The following is a 17,714-nucleotide window of genomic DNA, read 5'->3' on the forward strand; positions in this document are numbered from 1 at the left end:
CTCGGTTTCTTTCCCCAAAGACACACCAAACAACATGGCAGCAGATTGCCTGTTGCTTTTACCTTTCTCTTAAATAAAATTGAATTTCCCGTGCCGCATTTTTCGCCGATGCTTTTGCTTCCTGCATCGTTTCACCTACTGCCATTACGTATGCATACCGGTGCCCCATGGACAGCGGCGGAACGAGGATGGTGCCCCGCTTCGGTTTCACATACACTTCTATAACCCCCGGGCAGCTCTCCGCCCGACGCTTCCCTGTTACCTTCTCTAATATCCCTTCCCGCCCCACAATCACATACTGAGTAAAAACAAATCGATTGGTTCTTCGTTTTAAGGAAGGAGCTCCTCCCGTCAGCATCTTCAGTGTTTCTTCTACTAAACTGTAACCGAATGCTGCCTCAATCATTTTGTTCATCGCTCCGCCGGAAATTCTCGGATTGATCTCAACAAGCTTCCATCCTTTAACGGTCCATCTTGCTTCAATATGAAACGCTCCATTTTGAATATCGAGGGAAGCAACGATTGATTCGATCATCACCCATACACTTTCTTCTATCTCATCTGGAATGTCAGTCATGACGCCATATCCGGTGATAATAAACCGGCGTCCTTTGGTAATTTCCTGTTCGATTACTGCCGCAATCATAATTTCACCCTTGTACACGATCACTTCAAATAAATATTGCTCTCCTTTAATGTATTCTTCCACAATCAGATCTTCACCAGGATACTTTTCCCGCAGCTTGATAATATTTCGGCGTAACATCCATTTATTTTTAGACAGGAGCACATCCTTTGATCCTGTAGACTTCGGATATTTGACCATAACAGGGTAAGTAAAGCGGACTGGAACAACCATATCCTGGACAGGTATTCCGCTCTCTACAAGAAAAAACGCCGGGGTGTACGGCTGGTGCGCAAAATGTTTACGCGTTTCTTCTTTGTTTTCCATAATAAAGATGGCTTCTGTCGATAACACGTTGTCACAAAAGCGATCCGCTAAAAGAGATGCCGTGTGCACGCAGCGATCGACAAAACTTACGACCGCTGCAATCACATGTCCTTTCTCCTGCAGCGCTTCAATATGCTCTGCCAGCATATCTACATTTGTAATATCAGCAAAAATAAGCTGATGCACATCCGGGTACTTTTCCCGCTGCTGCATCTGAATTTCCCGATTCGTAAAAACAACTGTAAAATATCCCGCCTTTTCGGCTGCTTTTACAGCTTCCCTGCTGGAGCTCGATTTATTGACACCAATAAAAACAATGGTTTTCATCCGCTGCACCTCTCTGTTTTCCAGCATTCAAGCTTCCTTATAGCGTATGACCTATTTTCAATTTGGCATGGTCATTCGCCATGCATTGAACAAAAAGGCACGGCTTTTCATGCGGATGATCTGGAAAATTTTAAAAAAGCCTGCCGGCATCGAACGAAGCGATGCCGGCAGGCGGGCAGTTTATAGCTGAGGAAACTGTTCTGTCTCCCTTTTGTTTTTTTGTACAAAATAATAAACAATCACACCGGCAAGCACGTATACCGCACACGCAGCATAAAGCATTTTAAACCCGAGGCCGGATGCCACAACCCCCATAACAAAGGATCCAAAGCCGATGCCAAGGTCAAAAAGAGACAAAAATGTCGCTGTCGCCAGCGCTTTTTTCTCAGGCCGCGCCTTTGATATGGCAATCGTTTGAAAGCCAGGGAATAAAGTGCCCCAGCCAAGCCCGATCACCCCTGCTGCAATCAGAAACAGACCGGCTCCGCCAGCCTGGCTCAGCAAAAGCAGCCCCGCTGCGAATACAACAATCGACGGATAGACGATGGCATTGGCACCATAACGGTCAAACCAGCGGCCGGTAAACGGACGGGACAGTACAATAACAACCGCATACACAACAAAAAAGAAGCCCGATATGGCACCAATATGCAGCTCTTCGGCATAAACCGAAACAAAGGATAAAATAGCTGAATACACAATGGCGAAAAATGTACCGGTCAGCGCGATTGGCAGAGCAGACTTTTCAATTAAATTCCCCGGAGACAGATCAAGCTTAAACCGTGCAGCAGGCTCCCGGCTGACCGCTTTCTCATTTTTCAATGACAAACCGATCACCAGCGCAATCAAAGCTACCGCTGCACACACGATAAAGCCCGCTTGAATACTCCATTTGTTCATAATGGCAAGCCCCGCAAACGGGCCGATCGCCATAGCCAGGTTCATGGACATTACATAGTAGCCCATTCCCTCTCCCCGGCGCGAATTTGGAATAATATCTGCGACGACAGCGCCGGCTGCGGTAGTCGCCATCCCAAAGCCAATACCGTGGAAGAACCGAAGCACAAGGAGCGCTGTAAGTCCATTTGTGAACGGGTATAAAACCGAGGCTGCAAAAAAGATCACAAGTGACGCGATCAATACTTTTTTCTTGCCGAAATACTCGACCCATTGTCCAGAAATGAACCGGATTAAAATCGCTGAAATTAAAAAGACGGTTGTGGCCAGTCCTGCTTCACTTTCCGTGCTGTTTAATTCGTTCAATACATAAACGGGCAGCGTGACAAGCAGAAAATAAAACGTCATAAATAAGAAAAAGTTTGTTAATGAGATGCTGATAAAATCTTTTGTCCATAGAGCTGGTTTATTCATGCAAATCCCCTTTCATTTTTCCAAGCCAATCATGAAGTACCAGCTGAACAAGCGTACGCTGTTTCCACGGTACCTGCTCAAGCAGGCGGTCATTCATCGTTAAAATGGCTTTCTCCCATTCCGGATATGCCTCATGCGCTTTGTCCGTTAAGTGAATCACTTTTACCCGCTTGTCTTCGCCCGGCACCTGCTGTACGTATCCCTGCCTGGCAAGGCGCTGAATCGTCCGGGTCATCGGTGGTGCTTCAACCGCCAGGTATTCACATAGCGCAGACTGCGGCATGGCCCCTTTTGTTTTCAGTACAAATAAAACCGCCCACTGTGCACTGTACAGACCGAACGGATGCAGCGTTTCATTCACTTGTTTAGTCAGCGTGCGAGACAGCTGATGAATCGTATGAAATAGCTCATGTGTTTCCATTCCATCCTCCAATTGATTACTTAGGTAACTAAATTATAACATGATTCTTCGATACACGAAATACTTTCTATAAAAAAAGCTGCTTCGGTATCACCGAAGCAGCCCATATTAATAAATGCGGTCCTGTGGACGAAGCTTTTCGATTGGTGCAAAAACGTCAAGATGGCGGTATAAATTTTCAAAATCAGCCGGAATCTCGCCGCCAAGCTCCCCGTCAAGATTAATCAGTAACGGTTCCGATGATTGAACATGAATGCGGCTTGCTTTTGTATAAATAACATGAGGGTCATTTAAATGATCTCCCCGCAGGGCAAGGCTCGCAATTCGGATAAATTCAGCCAGGTTGGTTTTCTTTAAGATAATCAGCGTAAATAAACCATCGTTAACAGATGAATCCGGCGCCAGCTTTTCAAAACCGCCGACTGAATTCGTCAGCCCGATTAAAAAAAGAAGAGATTCTCCTTCAAACACTTCACCATCATATTCAATTCTAATATCTGTCGGCTTGATCGAAGGCAGCATCTCGATACCTTTTAAATAATAAGCAAGCTGGCCGAGCATCGTCTTCAGCTTGCTTGGCACTTCATACGTAAGCTCTGTTAAACGGCCGCCCCCTGCAATATTAATGAAATAGCGCTCATTCATGCGCCCGACGTCCACCGGAATGGTTTCACCGGCTGTGATCACATCGATGGCTCCTTGAATATCACGCGGAATATGCAATGCCCGGGCGAAGTCATTGGTCGTGCCCATTGGAATCACGCCGAATTTCGGACGATGCTCCTGGCCGGCCAGGCCATTCACTACTTCATTTAACGTTCCATCGCCGCCCGCTGCAATGACAACATCGAATTTCCGTTCCGTGGCGATTCGTGCTGCTTCGGTCGCATCTCCTTCTCCCGTTGTTGCATGCGCGGAAGTTTCATATCCGGCTCTTTCAAGCTTTTCGAGCGCTTCCGGCAAATGCTTGCGGAACAATTCGCGCCCAGAGGTTGGATTGTAAATAATTCGTGCTCGTTTCGTCATCTTTATCCCAGTCTTTCTGCTATTAATATAATCGTTCCGCAAGCGTTGTTTTTATGCTGCGGTATATTTCCTGCCAGATCGATTCGTCCGTGCGGTAGGTTTCTGTCAATGCCTGGATCATGTCACGGCTCTTTTTCTCGAAATCTTCATGGTCACGCGGCGGCAGCGATGAACGGTACTGTGTGACCATTTCCTGCACGGCTGGAGCACGCGGTCCCCATACGGCCTGCTCCGCTCCTTCTTCGTTTATAAAAATAAAAATAGGAATTGCCCGTGATGTTCCATTTGTTAAATACTGGTCCATCAGCTCCAGATTTTCATCGCGGTGCAGCATACGGACTTCCATCTTTGCTGCTTTTGCCATGGCAAGCAGAATCGGAATGTTCACCATAGCGTCCCCGCACCAGTCTTCTGTGAGGACAATGACACGCCAATTGGCTTCGCTTACTTTATCAATAAGAGAAGCTTCTTCGCTCGATAAGTGAAAATTTTTTAATACATAAAGAAGATTTTCTTTATGCTCCGACATATTGTTTATATAGTCCTCAGGTGTCAGTCCTTTTTCAAACCATTCCTGCAGATTCATTTTTCGTTCCTCCGTTACGGATTTTCAAAACATCCTATCCTCCATTATGCACAAAAACGGCCGATTTGACAAAATCGGTTGATTTCAAGGAGGCACAATTCTATAATGAAGAAGAATAAATTAATAAATATTAATAATTATAAATAAAAATACAAAGGAGTTTTACCATGAAAGCATCAGTCATCGGCGCTTCCGGCTACGGAGGAATTGAACTTATACGCCTTTTATCCAATCATCCACATTTTGAGCTGCACGCTGTTTATTCATCCAGCAAAGACGGCGTTCCTGTTACAGAAGAGTATCCTCATCTTGCCGAGATTTGCCCGCTTCCCTTAACGAAAATTGATACAGAAGCGATCAAACAGGAGTCAGACGTTGTATTTTTAGCGGTTCCTTCCGGCGCAGCCGCTGCCCTTGCCCCCCAGCTTGCCGGCGGACGGGCCAAAGTCGTCGATTTATCCGGAGACCTTCGCTTAAAAGAAACAGAAGATTATAAAAAGTGGTATAAAAAAGACCCGGCTCCAAAAGAATTTGTCGCCGATGCCGTGTACGGGCTGACAGAATGGAACCGCGAAAACATTAAGTCGGCATCCGTTCTATCCAATCCGGGCTGTTATCCGACAGCAGCGCTTTTAGGGCTTGCTCCCGCTGTACAAAACGGTGTAATTGATATGAAAAATATTATTATTGATGCCAAATCCGGTGTATCGGGTGCTGGACGCGGCTTGTCTCCGATCGTTCATTTCGCGGAGATGAATGATAACTTCCGCATTTATAAAGTAAATGAACATCAGCACATTCCGGAAATTGAGCAGCAGCTTTCCTGGTGGAGCGAATCAGCCGCCCCCATTACGTTTTCTACCCACCTTCTGCCGGTATCCCGTGGAATTATGGCAACGATGTATGCACCGCTCACACGCGATATGACAACAGAAGAAGCACATGCTCTTTATGCTGATACCTACAAAAACGATCCATTTGTCCGTGTCCGCCCAGTGAAACAGTTCCCTGGCATTAAAGAAGTAGCCGGTTCAAACTTCTGTGATATTTCTGTTGATGTGGATACACGCACGAACCGTCTTGTAATCGTGTCCGTTATCGATAACCTTGTAAAAGGTGCAGCGGGACAAGCCGTTCAAAATGCAAATATTATGTTTGGATTCGAAGAAACATCGGGGCTTAAAGGCTTTCCGATGTACCCATAAGAGGAGGAGACCGATGAAAACAGTAGTCGTAAAATGCGGCGGCAGTGTGTTAAAAGAATTGTCACAAAGCTTTTTTGACAGCATGAACGCGCTGATCGCCGATGGATACAAAATTGTGTTTGTTCACGGCGGCGGCCCGGAAATTAACGCTATGCTCGAGAAAATGAACGTAAAAAGCGAGTTTAAAAACGGCCTGCGCGTTACGTCAGAGGAAGTGCTTCAGGCAGCGGAGCTTGTTCTTTCCGGAAGCATGAACCGGAAACTGGTCCGTATGCTTGAAGCACAAGGTATTCCGGCTATCGGTGTACAGTCAAGCGACCAGGGTATCCTTCAGGCTGACTTTATTAACCAGGAAGAACTCGGGTTTGTCGGCGACGTAACAGCTGTTAACAAAGAAGTGCTCCAGCTGTTCCTTGAAGCCGGCCTCCTTCCCGTTCTGACACCGATTGCGAAAGGTCCAGACGGAACGGTGCTGAATGTGAATGCAGACCATGCAGCAGGCGCGGCTGCTTACACTCTTGAGGCAGACCACCTTCTTATGGTGACAGACGTGCCCGGTGTTTTAAAAAATGGTGAACTGATTCCATCTCTCACTGCTTCCCAAACAAACGAACTTATTGATTCCGGTGTAATCAGCGGCGGGATGATCCCAAAAGTTCATACTGCCCTGAAAGCACTCGAAAGCTGCGGACATGTTCATATTGTCTCTGGCAAAAAACCGTTCTACGAAAATGAAACGTGGCATGGCACTTTATTTCAAAAGGAGGAAACAGTATGAGTCATTTATTTCCTACATATGCAAGATGGGATGTTACACCCGTCAAAGCAAAAGGCTCTTATTTAACAGCAAAAGGTGGCAAGGAATATTTAGACTTTACATCCGGCATCAGCGTATGCAACCTTGGCCACGCACCGGACAACGTCAAAACAGCAGTTGAAGAGCAGCTGAATCAGTTTTGGCATACGTCAAATTTGTTTCAAATTGAGCTGCAGGAAAAAGTAGCGAAGCAGCTGACAGACGCGTCAGGGCTCGATCTTGTGTTTTTCGGAAACAGCGGCGCTGAAGCAAATGAAGCAGCCATTAAGCTTGCCCGCAAATCAACTGGCCGTACAAAAGTGATTACATTCGTTGATTCATTCCATGGCCGCACTTTTGCCACGATGGCGGCGACCGGCCAGGACAAAATTAAAACCGGCTTCGGTCCCATGCTCGAATCATTTGAGTATGTCACCATGAATGATCTTGATTCCTTGACAGCTGCCCTTGATGACAATACCGCAGCCATTATGTTTGAAGTGATTCAAGGTGAAGGCGGTATTAATGAAGGAAATGCAGACTTTTTAAAGCAAGCCGAAAAACTGGCTCATCAAAATGGCTCTCTTGTTATTATTGATGAAATCCAGACAGGCATCGGCCGTACCGGAAAGCCATTTGCTTTTCAGCATATCGGCTTGAATCCGGATATTATTTCGGTTGCAAAAGGAATTGCGAGCGGCTTCCCTCTCGGTGCGATTATCGGTAAAGCGTCCCTTGCCGAAGCGTTTTCTGCCGGTTCACACGGCTCGACATTCGGCGGCAACCCGGTGGCTCTTGCAGCGGCCAAAGAAACATTGAACACCATCTTTGACGAATCCTTTTTGGCCGACGTAACCCAAAAAGGCGAACTGATTCACTCGCTGCTCGAAGAAGCACTAAAAGAGCAGCCTATCTTTAAAAAGCTCAAAGGAAGAGGCTTAATGGTAGGTATTGAGCTGAATGAAGAAGCGGGGCCGTTTTTAGCCAAAGCGCGTGAACAAAACCTGCTTATTTTAACAGCCGGTACTCATGTAATCCGCCTTCTTCCGCCTCTTACCGTAACAGAGGATGAAATTAAAGCAGCTGTGAACGTGATCACCCATATTTTAACCAATTAAAAAAAGCGGTCTCCATTCGGAGACCGCTTTTTACAATACTTTTCGAAATGCCGACTGTTTTTGGATGGTTTCTTCAATAAATGCAGCAGCTTCTTCCACGATGCGGCCGGCATCATAATCCATGGTGGCTACATGGTAAGAATTTCGCAGTGTGACGATTTTCTTTTGTTTGGATGAAATCGCCTGGTAAATAAACGATGTGTTTTCTGGCGGCACGACGTGATCTACTGCTGATTTGATGCAAAGCGCCGGCACGCGGACACGGTGCAGTACGCCTGGCACCTCTTTCATGAGCTTTTGCAGCTCGCGCACAGAAGCAACAGGTGCTTCTTCGTACGTGATTTCATGGACGCCGTCTTTTTTAATATCCGGCGCCCCTTCCGGAATAAAACGAGGAGCCGGATCATACTGCAAGTAATCAAGTGACGGCAGTGTAAGAGCTGCATTAATCGTAATAATGCCTTCAATGTCCTGATGAGCGGCTGCAAATTTAAGCGTCAGTGTGCCGCCCATGGACTGCCCCATTAAGAAAATACGCTTGCCGCGCTTTTTCAAAAAGCGATAGGCGTTTGAATAGCTGTTATACCAGTCGTCATGTGTGCATGTTTCCATTTCTTCCTGGTGCGTGCCGTGGCCTTTCAGTCTTGGAGCAACAACCGAAAATCCTTTTTGGTTTAATGCTTCGGCTACCTCCCGGACACTTTGCGGCGTACCAATAAATCCATGGGAAAGAACAATACCAATTTCATTTCCTTCTAAATAAAATGACTCAGCACCTGGGATTACAGTATATTCTCTGCTCATTATCCGGCCCTCCGTTTTAATTCCGATTATTTTTATAAGATATATACACTTTAACGGATTTTATCCGACAAGTCAAGTTGGAATTAACATAAAAAGAAAACCGTTCGATTGAAAAGACGGTGCTATTACATACAAAAATGGCGCGATTGGAGTTCAATCGCGCCATCCTGTCTGATCATTTATTATCTTTTTTGAATTTCTTCTACAAGCAGCTTATTGATCGCCTGCGGATTCGCCTGCCCTTTGGACGCTTTCATAATTTGTCCAACAAGGAAGCCGATCGCTTTTTTCTTGCCTTCTTTAAAGTCGGCAATAGACTGTGGGTTCGCATCTAAAGCGTCGTTTACGAATTTTAAAAGCGCTGATTCGTCAGAAATTTGCACAAGGCCTTTTTCTTTTACGATCGCTTCGGCATCGCCGCCGTTTTCAATAATTTCTTTAAACACGGTTTTAGCGATTTTAGAAGAGATGGTTCCTTCTTCAAGCAATTTAATCATACCCGCAAGGTTCTCTGGTGTCAGCTTTGTTTGAGCCAGTTCTTTGTTCTCTGCGTTCAAGTACGCCGGCACTTCACCCATCATCCAGTTAGAAGCAAGCTTTGCTGCAGCACCGGCTGCTACCGTTGCTTCAAAGAAATCGGCAATGTCTTTTGACATCGTCAAAATTTTCGCGTCATGCGCCGGCAGTCCAAGCTCTTCCATGTAACGCTTTTTGCGTGCATCCGGAAGCTCTGGAATTGACGCGCGAACACGCTCTTTCCATTCGTCATCAATGTAAACAGGAAGCAGATCCGGTTCCGGGAAATAACGGTAATCATCTGATCCTTCTTTTACACGCATCAAAACGGTTTTGCCTGTTGATTCATCAAAACGGCGTGTTTCCTGCTCCACTTTTCCGCCTGAAGATACAACTTCCGCCTGGCGTTTTTCTTCATATTCAAGCCCTTTACGCACGAAGTTAAAGGAGTTTAAGTTTTTTAATTCTGTTCTTATCCCAAATTCTTCCTGTCCAAATGGACGGATCGAAATGTTTGCGTCACAGCGAAGCGATCCTTCCTCCATTTTACAGTCGGATACTTCTGTATATTGAATAATCGCTTTTAATTTTTCTAAAAATGCATAGGCTTCTTCGGGCGTGCGAATATCTGGTTCGGATACAATTTCTACAAGCGGTGTTCCCTGGCGATTATAATCGCAAAGAGAATGCTTGCCGGCATGCGTCAGCTTGCCCGCATCTTCTTCTAAATGAAGACGAGTGATGCCGATGCGTTTTGTTTCACCGTTCACTTCGATTTCTACCCATCCGTGTTCGCCGATCGGTTTATCATTTTGTGATATTTGGTATGCTTTCGGGTTGTCTGGATAGAAATAATTTTTCCGGTCCCAAATGGATTCCTCGGCGATTTCGCAATTGATGGCCATGGCTGCTTTCATTGCGAATTCCACCGCTTTGTCATTCATCACCGGCAACACGCCTGGATATCCAAGGTCAATCACCGTTGTATTCGTATTTGGCTCCGCGCCGAAATGGGCCGGGGCCGACGAAAAGATTTTTGAGTTTGTTTTTAATTCAACGTGGACTTCAAGTCCAATCACCGTTTCAAATTGCACAGGTGGTCCCCTCCTTTACAGCTTCGGCTTTTCTTTATGGAAATCAGTTGCCTGCTCGTACGCATGCGCAACACGGTATACGTTCTTTTCATCGAAATGGCGTCCAATAATCTGCAGGCCAAGCGGCAGCCCGTTTTCTGCGAATCCGCATGGAACGGAAATACCCGGTACGCCAGCAAGGTTTACTGGAATCGTTAAAATGTCATTTGCGTACATTGTTAACGGATCGTCGATAATTTCGCCGATTTTAAACGCCGGTGTTGGTGTTGTAGGGCCGATGATCACGTCATAGCTTGCGAACACATCTTCAAAGTCTTTTTTAATCAGTGTGCGCACTTGCTGCGCTTTTTTATAATACGCGTCGTAGTAGCCTGAGCTTAGCGCAAACGTACCAAGCATAATCCGGCGTTTTACTTCGTCGCCGAAGCCTTCTGCACGTGTTTTTTTGTATAAATCGATTAAGTTTTCTGCGCCTTCTGCACGGTAGCCGTAGCGGATACCGTCAAAACGGGCCAGGTTGGATGACGCTTCAGATGACGCGAGCAGGTAGTACGTAGCCACGCCGTATTTTGAATGCGGAAGAGATACTTCTTCCCACGTAGCACCAAGCCCTTCCAATACTTTCAGCGCCGCAAGAACAGACTGTCTTACTTCTTCTGAAACACCTTCTCCAAGGTATTCTTTCGGTACAGCAATGCGCAAGCCTTTAATGTCGCCTGTCAATCCGGCAGCAAAGCTTTCAGCCGGCACATTCGCCGAAGTAGAATCGTACGGATCAACCCCGACAATCGCTTCTAAAAGATGCGCATTGTCTTCTACGTTGCGTGTAATAGGCCCAATCTGGTCAAGAGACGATGCAAAAGCAATCAAGCCAAAGCGGGATACGCGTCCGTATGTAGGTTTCATGCCGACTACGCCGCAGAAAGAAGCCGGCTGGCGAATCGATCCGCCTGTATCTGAGCCAAGTGAAAACGGTACTTCGCCTGCTGCAACAGCCGCAGCAGAGCCGCCTGATGAACCGCCTGGCACGTGAGCTAAATTCCATGGGTTACGTGTTTTTTGGAAGCTTGAGTTTTCCGTTGATGAGCCCATCGCAAATTCGTCCATGTTTAACTTGCCGACTGTAATTGTTCCGGCTTCACGAAGCTTATTTACCACGGTTGCATCATAAATCGGGTCAAAGTTGTGAAGGATTTGGCTGGCAGCAGTCGTGCGGAGTCCTTTTGTAACGATATTATCTTTTATGCCAATCGGAATCCCTGATAAAATACCGGTTTTCCCTGCACCTTGTGCTTCTTCCGCCTGCTTGCGGGCACGCTCTTCATCTAATGCAAGAAATGCTTTTACATCTCCGTCTACAGCGGCGATGCGTTTGAATGATTCATCCACAAGATCCGGAATCGATACTTCTTTTTTGTCGATCATCGATTGAATCTCGGTTAATTTGTGATCAAATAATGACACGGTCTCTCCTCCTTACTCGATAATGGACGGAACTCGAATTTGGCCGTCCTGCTGATCCGGTGCATTTTTCAATACTTCTTCCCGGTCTAGTCCTGGTGCCGATTCGTCTTTCCGCAATACATTCTTCATATTTAAAACGTGTGATGTCGGCTGCACGTTTGATGTATCCAGTTCATTCAGCTGCTCGGCAAATGTAATGATCGCATCGAGCTGTTCTGTAAATGTATGCACTTCTTCGTCCGTAACCGCAAGGCGCGCCAAATGGGCCACGTGCCGGACTTGTTCTTCTGAAATTCGCGTCAATGGAATCCACCTCCGTAAAAAATTTGTACGCTAATAATTGCACAAAGTCTATTTTACCATGATTTCAGCCCGCGTGAACAAAAAGAAGAACCGCCCTCCAAAATGAAGGCGGTTCTTATCTATTTTACATCCCCCAATGCAAGACAAATCCCTTTGTTCGTGGCTGATCAGTTTGTTTGAAATTGTTCTTCTTCTGTTGACCCTTTCAATGCTGTTGTAGAAGACTGGCCTCCCGTTACCGTCATCGACACGGCATCAAAATAGCCAGTCCCTACTTCACGCTGGTGCCGGGTCGCTGTGTATCCATCTTTTTCCGCTGCAAACTCCGCCTGCTGAAGTTCCGAGTAAGCACTCATTCCTCGGTCTTTATATCCGTTTGCAAGCTGGAACATGCTGTAATTCAACGTATGGAAGCCGGCAAGTGTAACAAACTGGAATTTGTAACCCATTTTCCCAAGTTCCATTTGGTATTTCTCAATGGTTTCATCATCGAGTTTCGCTTTCCAGTTAAAGGAAGGCGAGCAGTTGTACGCAAGCAATTTGTCCGGGAATTTTTCATGAATGGCATCCGCAAAGCGCTGTGCATCCTCCAGATTCGGTTCGGATGTTTCGCACCAGATCATATCTGCATATGGCGCATAGGCAAGACCGCGTGCAATGGCTTGATCAAGGCCCGCTTTCGTCTGGAAAAAGCCTTCAGATGTGCGTTCACCTGTAATAAACGGAGCATCAGCCGGATCGATGTCACTGGTGATCAGGTCCGCTGCATCTGCATCTGTACGTGCGATTAAAACCGTTGGCGTCCCCATTACATCTGCTGCAAGGCGTGCCGCAATTAAGTTTCGTACAGCCGTTTGTGTCGGCAGGAGTACTTTCCCCCCCAGATGCCCGCATTTTTTCTCTGAAGAAAGCTGATCCTCAAAGTGGACACCTGCTGCACCCGCTTCAATCATCCCTTTCATCAATTCAAATACATTAAGCTGTCCCCCAAAGCCAGCTTCAGCATCGGCTACAATTGGAGCGAAATAATCAGTGGAATGATTACCTTCCATATGCGCGATCTGGTCAGCACGCTGAAGCGCCTGGTTGATTCGCTTTACAACATTTGGCACGCTGTTTGCCGGATACAAGCTTTGATCGGGATACATATGGCCTGAAAGATTGGCATCGGCAGCGACTTGCCAGCCGCTTAAATAAATCGCTTTCAAACCTGCTTTTACCTGCTGTACAGCCTGGTTTCCCGTCAGGGCACCGAGTGCATTCACGAAGCCTTCTCCTGTTACCAGACTCCATAGTTTGTCAGCGCCGCGCTGAGCCAATGTATGCTCGATATCGATGGAGCCGCGAAGCTTGATCACTTCTTCTGCCGAATAAGGCCGTTTAATCCCTTTCCATCTAGCATCGTTTTCCCATGATTGTTGAAGCTGATTCACCCGTGCTTGATCCGTATTCCCCATTTTAAAACATCCCCTTTGTTATAAAACAGATTGTTTATTACAATTTGTATTATATAACAGTATACTTTGCTTGCCAACCCATTTTTTAAAAAATTCAAAAAAATAAAGCCGGAAGAATAAATTCTTCCGGCTTTTCATTTTATAAAAGAAGCAATAAACTGAGCGCCATAACAGCCATCCCGGAGACAATCCCGTAAATGGCGAGATGTGTCTGGTCGTACTTTTGGGCAGCCGGGAGCAGTTCATCAAGTGAAATAAACACCATAATGCCGGCAACACCAGCGAAAATCATGCCAAACATCGTATCTGTTAAATAAGGCATTAAAACGATCCAGGCTACAAGCGCTCCTACCGGCTCTGAAAGGCCCGACAAAAAGGACCATTTAAATGCTTTTTTACGGCTTCCTGTCGCAAAATACAGAGGTACAGCCACTGCAATGCCTTCTGGAATATTATGAATGGCAACTGCTACTGCAATCGCGATACCGAGAGCTGGATCCTGAATGGCCGATGCAAAAGTTGCAATGCCCTCCGGAAAATTGTGAATGGCAATGGCGATCGCAGTGAAAACCCCCATTTTTTTGAGCTTGGCGTATTCATCCCGCTCCGGCTCTTTATGAAATTCTTCTACTGTTTTCGTTTCGTGCGGATTTTCGGTTGACGGAATAAACTTGTCGATCACAGCGATCACAGCAATGCCGGCAAAAAAGCCGATGACGGTCAGCCAATAGCCCGTTTTCTCCCCGTGCTCTAAAACAAGCGCATCCTTCGCTTTTACAAAAATTTCGATCATCGAGACGTAAATCATCACACCCGCTGAAAAACCAAGCGCCCAGGCGAGAAACTTTGTGTTTGTACGTGAGGTGAAAAATGCCAGCGCACTGCCGATACCTGTTGCAAGACCAGCGAATAATGTTAAACCGATTGCCAGCAGTACATTCTCATCCATATGCGCCCTCCTCCATCTTTTTTTATTAGTGTATGCCATGTGTTGCTTATGCGCAACTTTTTTTGTTGAGGCAAATAAAAAAACCTGATCTCATCCAGCTGGATGAAATCAGGTTCTTCCTTATTCGTAAATATGAACATACGGTTCTTTCGCGTTTGCTTCCTTCACAATAAGCGCTTCCGGGCCGCCTGTTGACGTAATACTTACTTCAACCGGAATGTATGCCGGAAAATGCTCCATCACAAGGCCGGTTACATACTGCGAAAAGCCAATCGCTTCCGCTTTTCCGTAAAACTGAATTGGAATCTCAATTTTCAAGCTTGTCAGTTCTTCCCCGCTGTAAAGTCCACGCCCAATTACACCGTTTGTGCCATCAAAATAAGATTCAATATCCTGCTTAAAGTTAGCGAAATACGTAGAGTCTTCCCGGTGGTCTTCTTCTGCAGAGCCGGATGGGAACAATACGTATTTTTCATTGATCGCTTTCCAGTCGGATGTATCCGCATCACCTGAATCAAGATGGGTATAAGCAATAAAATTCCCTGCTGTTACCGAGTTTTGCGGCGCCTGCTTAAATAAAGCAATTGTGATTGGAATGTTTTTTGTTTTGTCCATCGCACGGAGGCGCGAAGCTACTTCCGCAGCAATTTTCTTGCCTTCTCTTTCAACCGTTTCGTCATCCATTTTAAATTCGTACTGTGCGCCGTATTCTTCCTTTTGATAATAATGAACGGAATTAAGCGCAAGCCCGATCACCATACCGTCGAGCTGCAAAGAGTTATCCTCTTTTTTCGTTAAATAGTCCTGCTCCATAATATGAGCCAAGTAAATCGGTGCTCTTTCGTTTCTTTCATCAACGGACCCTTCCCCTGTATCTATTGGATTCAGCCCAAGATTCTCTTTTGCTGTCAGCTCGTTTTCTTTCAACTGTGCATCTGTATACTTTCTGCTCAGCCAGGACCGGATCACATCTTCATCCAGCACCTGTCCTTCCTGAAAGAAAAATTGCTCTGGGGAAAAATTCTCCTGTGCAATCCGCATTAAGCCCGTTTCAAATTCAGCAATATCATAGCGTGTGTTTAAATTGGAAACGACAAGGCCACGCGCTTTGCCCGGTTCAAACGGTACAATCGTGCGGTAATAACTGTCCGAGATTTGGTAGGTTGGAATAACAGATGTTTTTTCCTCTCCATCTCCCTGTGTTACTTCATCATTGTTTTGCAGCGCCGGCGCGCATCCACCCATAAGCAGCATGGCGGATACTGCCGCCAGGACCCATTTCTTTTTCAAAAAAGCCACCTCTTATTTTGTAAGTTCATCCATAAACCGTTGTTCATCCCAAACTTCAATGCTGAGCTTTTCCGCTTTTTCAAGCTTCGAACCCGCTTCCTCTCCCGCAATCACAAGATCTGTTTTTTTACTGACACTGCCGGTTACGTTCCCGCCGAGCGCTTCAATTCGTTCCTTGGCTTCATTACGCGTAAGCTGGATCAGCTTTCCTGTCAGCACAACCGTCTTGCCGGCAAAAGGAGATTCTCCTTCTGCAACTGCCAGGCGAATCGGTCCTTCATAGGACATATTGACGCCTGCTGCTTTCAGCTTTTCAATCAGCTCGGCTACTTCCGGCTGCTGGAAATACGTCACAACTGCATCCGCCATCTTGCCGCCAATTTCATGAATAGCCGTCAGTTCTTCTTCTGTCACTTCTCTTAAGCGGTCCATTGTGCCAAACTCCATCGCCAGTATTTTTGCTGCTTTTGCGCCAACATGACGGATGCCAAGGCCGAACAAAAGCCGTTCCAGCGAGTTATTTTTGGACGCTTCAATAGCGGATAACAAATTATCTACCGATTTTTCTCCCATCCGCTCAAGCTTCAGCAAATCCTCCCGTTGAAGCGTATATAAATCCGCTACATCTTTAATCAGTTCTTCACGGTACAGCTGTGCAATTACTTTTTCGCCGAGCCCTTCAATATTCATCGCATTACGCGACACAAAGTGCGTCAGACCCTCGCGGATTTGAGCCGGGCACTGCGGGTTTATACAGCGAAGCGCCACTTCTTCTTCCAGGCGGACCAGTTCACTGCCGCAATCCGGACACACTTCCGGCATGCGGAATTCTTTTTCTTCACCGGTGCGGCGGTCGGCCAGTACACTGACTACTTCCGGAATAATATCACCGGCTTTTTTCACCACAACCATATCACCGATCCGGATGTCTTTTTCACGGATTAAATCTTCATTATGAAGTGAAGCACGGCTGACGGTTGTGCCTGCAACACGAACCGGCTGTAAAATGGCCGTTGGCGTAACCACTCCTGTGCGTCCTACACTCAGCTCAATGTCTACAAGCTTTGTGACAACCTCTTCTGCCGGAAATTTAAAAGCAGTAGCCCAGCGCGGGCTTTTCGCGGTAAATCCAAGCTCGTCCTGCTGGTCAAGCGAATTTACCTTAATGACGATTCCATCAATTTCATACGGCAGCTTCGCCCGCTTTTCGGACTGTTCTTCGACATAGGTGATCACATCTTCAATCGTTTGGCATACGCGCCGCTCTTTGTTCGTTTTAAAACCAAGCGTATCAAGCAGATCCAGCCCTTCGCTATGCGTGCTGATTCCAAGCGGTCCCGGGTTCGCAATGCCGTACAAGAAAATATCAAGGTTTCGCGAAGCGGCAATGCGAGGGTCCAGCTGGCGAAGGGACCCTGCTGCTGCATTCCGCGGATTGGCAAACGGCTCTTCTCCTTTTTCGTCACGAATCGCATTTAAGGCGATAAATGACTGCTTTGGCATAAAAGCTTCGCCGCGCACTTCCATTGTAAGCGGCTCGGACAGCCGAAGTGGAATGGAGTGAATCGTTTTTAAGTTTGCCGTAATGTCTTCTCCCGTTGTACCATCACCGCGTGTAGCGCCCTGCACAAACATTCCATTCTCGTATTTAAGCGCAACAGCAAGCCCGTCAATCTTCAGTTCGCATACGTAAGAGTAATTGGCGTGGCCGACAAGTTGATGGACGCGGCGGTCAAAATCCCGCAGGTCTTCTTCGTTAAAGGCATTGCCAAGACTAAGCATCGGCGTATCGTGGCGCACTTTTTGAAAAGCATCCAGAACCGCTCCGCCGACACGCTGCGTCGGTGAGTCCGGTGTTTGCAGCTGTGGAAATTGCGCTTCAATGTCATTCAGCTCTTTTAACAGCCGGTCGTATTCTGAATCTGGCACCGAAGGCTGATCCATTACATAATATTCATAGCTGTATTTATTCAGCGTGTCATGCAGTTCCTTCACACGCTGTTCGGCTGTTTTTATATCCATATACAATCTCCTT

General features: G+C 46.4%; 16 protein-coding genes. 3 read left to right on the plus strand and 13 right to left on the minus strand.

Annotation, left to right across the window (positions count from 1 at the left end):
* Positions 1-58: 58 nt before the first annotated feature.
* The 5 genes from RRU94_RS22795 to RRU94_RS22815 all read right to left on the minus strand — a co-directional run bounded on the left by RRU94_RS22795 (position 59) and on the right by RRU94_RS22815 (position 4,683).
* A complete protein-coding gene (locus tag RRU94_RS22795; protein WP_315693136.1) occupies positions 59-1,306 on the minus strand; it encodes an ATP-grasp domain-containing protein in 1,248 nt (415 codons plus the stop codon).
* Between the two features lie 153 nt (positions 1,307-1,459).
* A complete protein-coding gene (locus tag RRU94_RS22800) occupies positions 1,460-2,650 on the minus strand; it encodes an MFS transporter (protein ID WP_315693137.1) in 1,191 nt (396 codons plus the stop codon).
* Positions 2,643-3,071, minus strand: coding sequence for a MarR family winged helix-turn-helix transcriptional regulator (locus tag RRU94_RS22805; protein WP_315693139.1), 429 nt, complete (start codon positions 3,069-3,071; stop codon positions 2,643-2,645). The genes RRU94_RS22800 and RRU94_RS22805 overlap by 8 nt, the downstream gene beginning before the upstream one ends.
* Before the next feature lie 108 nt (positions 3,072-3,179).
* Positions 3,180-4,097, minus strand: coding sequence for a diacylglycerol kinase (locus RRU94_RS22810; RefSeq protein WP_315693140.1), 918 nt, complete (start codon positions 4,095-4,097; stop codon positions 3,180-3,182).
* 22 nt (positions 4,098-4,119) lie between these two features.
* Positions 4,120-4,683, minus strand: coding sequence for a thioredoxin family protein (locus RRU94_RS22815; protein ID WP_315693141.1), 564 nt, complete (start codon positions 4,681-4,683; stop codon positions 4,120-4,122).
* A 167-nt stretch (positions 4,684-4,850) separates the two neighbouring features.
* Here RRU94_RS22815 and argC point away from each other — a divergent pair, with 167 nt between their 5' ends.
* From argC to RRU94_RS22830, 3 genes are read left to right on the plus strand one after another with little or no spacing between them, the layout of a single operon-like run.
* Complete coding sequence (argC, locus tag RRU94_RS22820; protein ID WP_315693142.1) at positions 4,851-5,888, plus strand: N-acetyl-gamma-glutamyl-phosphate reductase; 1,038 nt, start codon at positions 4,851-4,853, stop codon at positions 5,886-5,888.
* A gap of 13 nt (positions 5,889-5,901) precedes the next feature.
* Positions 5,902-6,666 (plus strand): acetylglutamate kinase, encoded by a 765-nt coding sequence (gene argB, locus RRU94_RS22825; protein WP_315693143.1) that lies wholly within the window; start codon positions 5,902-5,904, stop codon positions 6,664-6,666.
* A complete protein-coding gene (locus tag RRU94_RS22830; protein ID WP_315693144.1) occupies positions 6,663-7,802 on the plus strand; it encodes an acetylornithine transaminase in 1,140 nt (379 codons plus the stop codon). The genes argB and RRU94_RS22830 overlap by 4 nt, the downstream gene beginning before the upstream one ends.
* A gap of 30 nt (positions 7,803-7,832) precedes the next feature.
* On the opposite strand, the gene RRU94_RS22835 is transcribed toward RRU94_RS22830, so the two are convergent.
* The 8 genes from RRU94_RS22835 to ligA all read right to left on the minus strand — a co-directional run bounded on the left by RRU94_RS22835 (position 7,833) and on the right by ligA (position 17,701).
* Positions 7,833-8,606 (minus strand): alpha/beta hydrolase, encoded by a 774-nt coding sequence (locus RRU94_RS22835; protein WP_315693145.1) that lies wholly within the window; start codon positions 8,604-8,606, stop codon positions 7,833-7,835.
* Between the two features lie 182 nt (positions 8,607-8,788).
* Positions 8,789-10,216 carry an Asp-tRNA(Asn)/Glu-tRNA(Gln) amidotransferase subunit GatB gene (gatB, locus tag RRU94_RS22840; RefSeq protein WP_315693146.1) on the minus strand — a complete coding sequence of 476 codons (1,428 nt, stop codon included), beginning with the start codon at positions 10,214-10,216 and terminating at the stop codon, positions 8,789-8,791.
* A 15-nt stretch (positions 10,217-10,231) separates the two neighbouring features.
* Positions 10,232-11,680, minus strand: a complete 1,449-nt coding sequence (gene gatA, locus RRU94_RS22845) for an Asp-tRNA(Asn)/Glu-tRNA(Gln) amidotransferase subunit GatA (protein WP_315693147.1) — start codon at positions 11,678-11,680, stop codon at positions 10,232-10,234.
* Between the two features lie 12 nt (positions 11,681-11,692).
* The gene (gatC, locus tag RRU94_RS22850) at positions 11,693-11,983 is read right to left on the minus strand and encodes an Asp-tRNA(Asn)/Glu-tRNA(Gln) amidotransferase subunit GatC (RefSeq protein ID WP_050181916.1); all 291 of its coding nucleotides are present in this window, start codon (positions 11,981-11,983) and stop codon (positions 11,693-11,695) included.
* Between the two features lie 167 nt (positions 11,984-12,150).
* A complete protein-coding gene (aceA, locus tag RRU94_RS22855) occupies positions 12,151-13,440 on the minus strand; it encodes an isocitrate lyase (protein WP_315693148.1) in 1,290 nt (429 codons plus the stop codon).
* Between the two features lie 139 nt (positions 13,441-13,579).
* Positions 13,580-14,389: a zinc transporter ZupT gene (gene zupT, locus RRU94_RS22860; protein WP_315693149.1), complete on the minus strand. Its 810-nt coding sequence runs from the start codon at positions 14,387-14,389 to the stop codon at positions 13,580-13,582.
* Positions 14,390-14,509: 120 nt separating this feature from the next.
* Entirely contained in the window at positions 14,510-15,679 is a 1,170-nt protein-coding gene (locus RRU94_RS22865; RefSeq protein ID WP_315693150.1) for a CamS family sex pheromone protein, read from the minus strand.
* Positions 15,680-15,691: 12 nt separating this feature from the next.
* The gene (ligA, locus tag RRU94_RS22870; RefSeq protein ID WP_315693151.1) at positions 15,692-17,701 is read right to left on the minus strand and encodes an NAD-dependent DNA ligase LigA; all 2,010 of its coding nucleotides are present in this window, start codon (positions 17,699-17,701) and stop codon (positions 15,692-15,694) included.
* Positions 17,702-17,714: the final 13 nt, after the last annotated feature.

It is taken from the genome of Domibacillus sp. DTU_2020_1001157_1_SI_ALB_TIR_016 (assembly GCF_032341995.1).
Lineage (GTDB): Bacteria > Bacillota > Bacilli > Bacillales > Domibacillaceae > Domibacillus > Domibacillus indicus_A.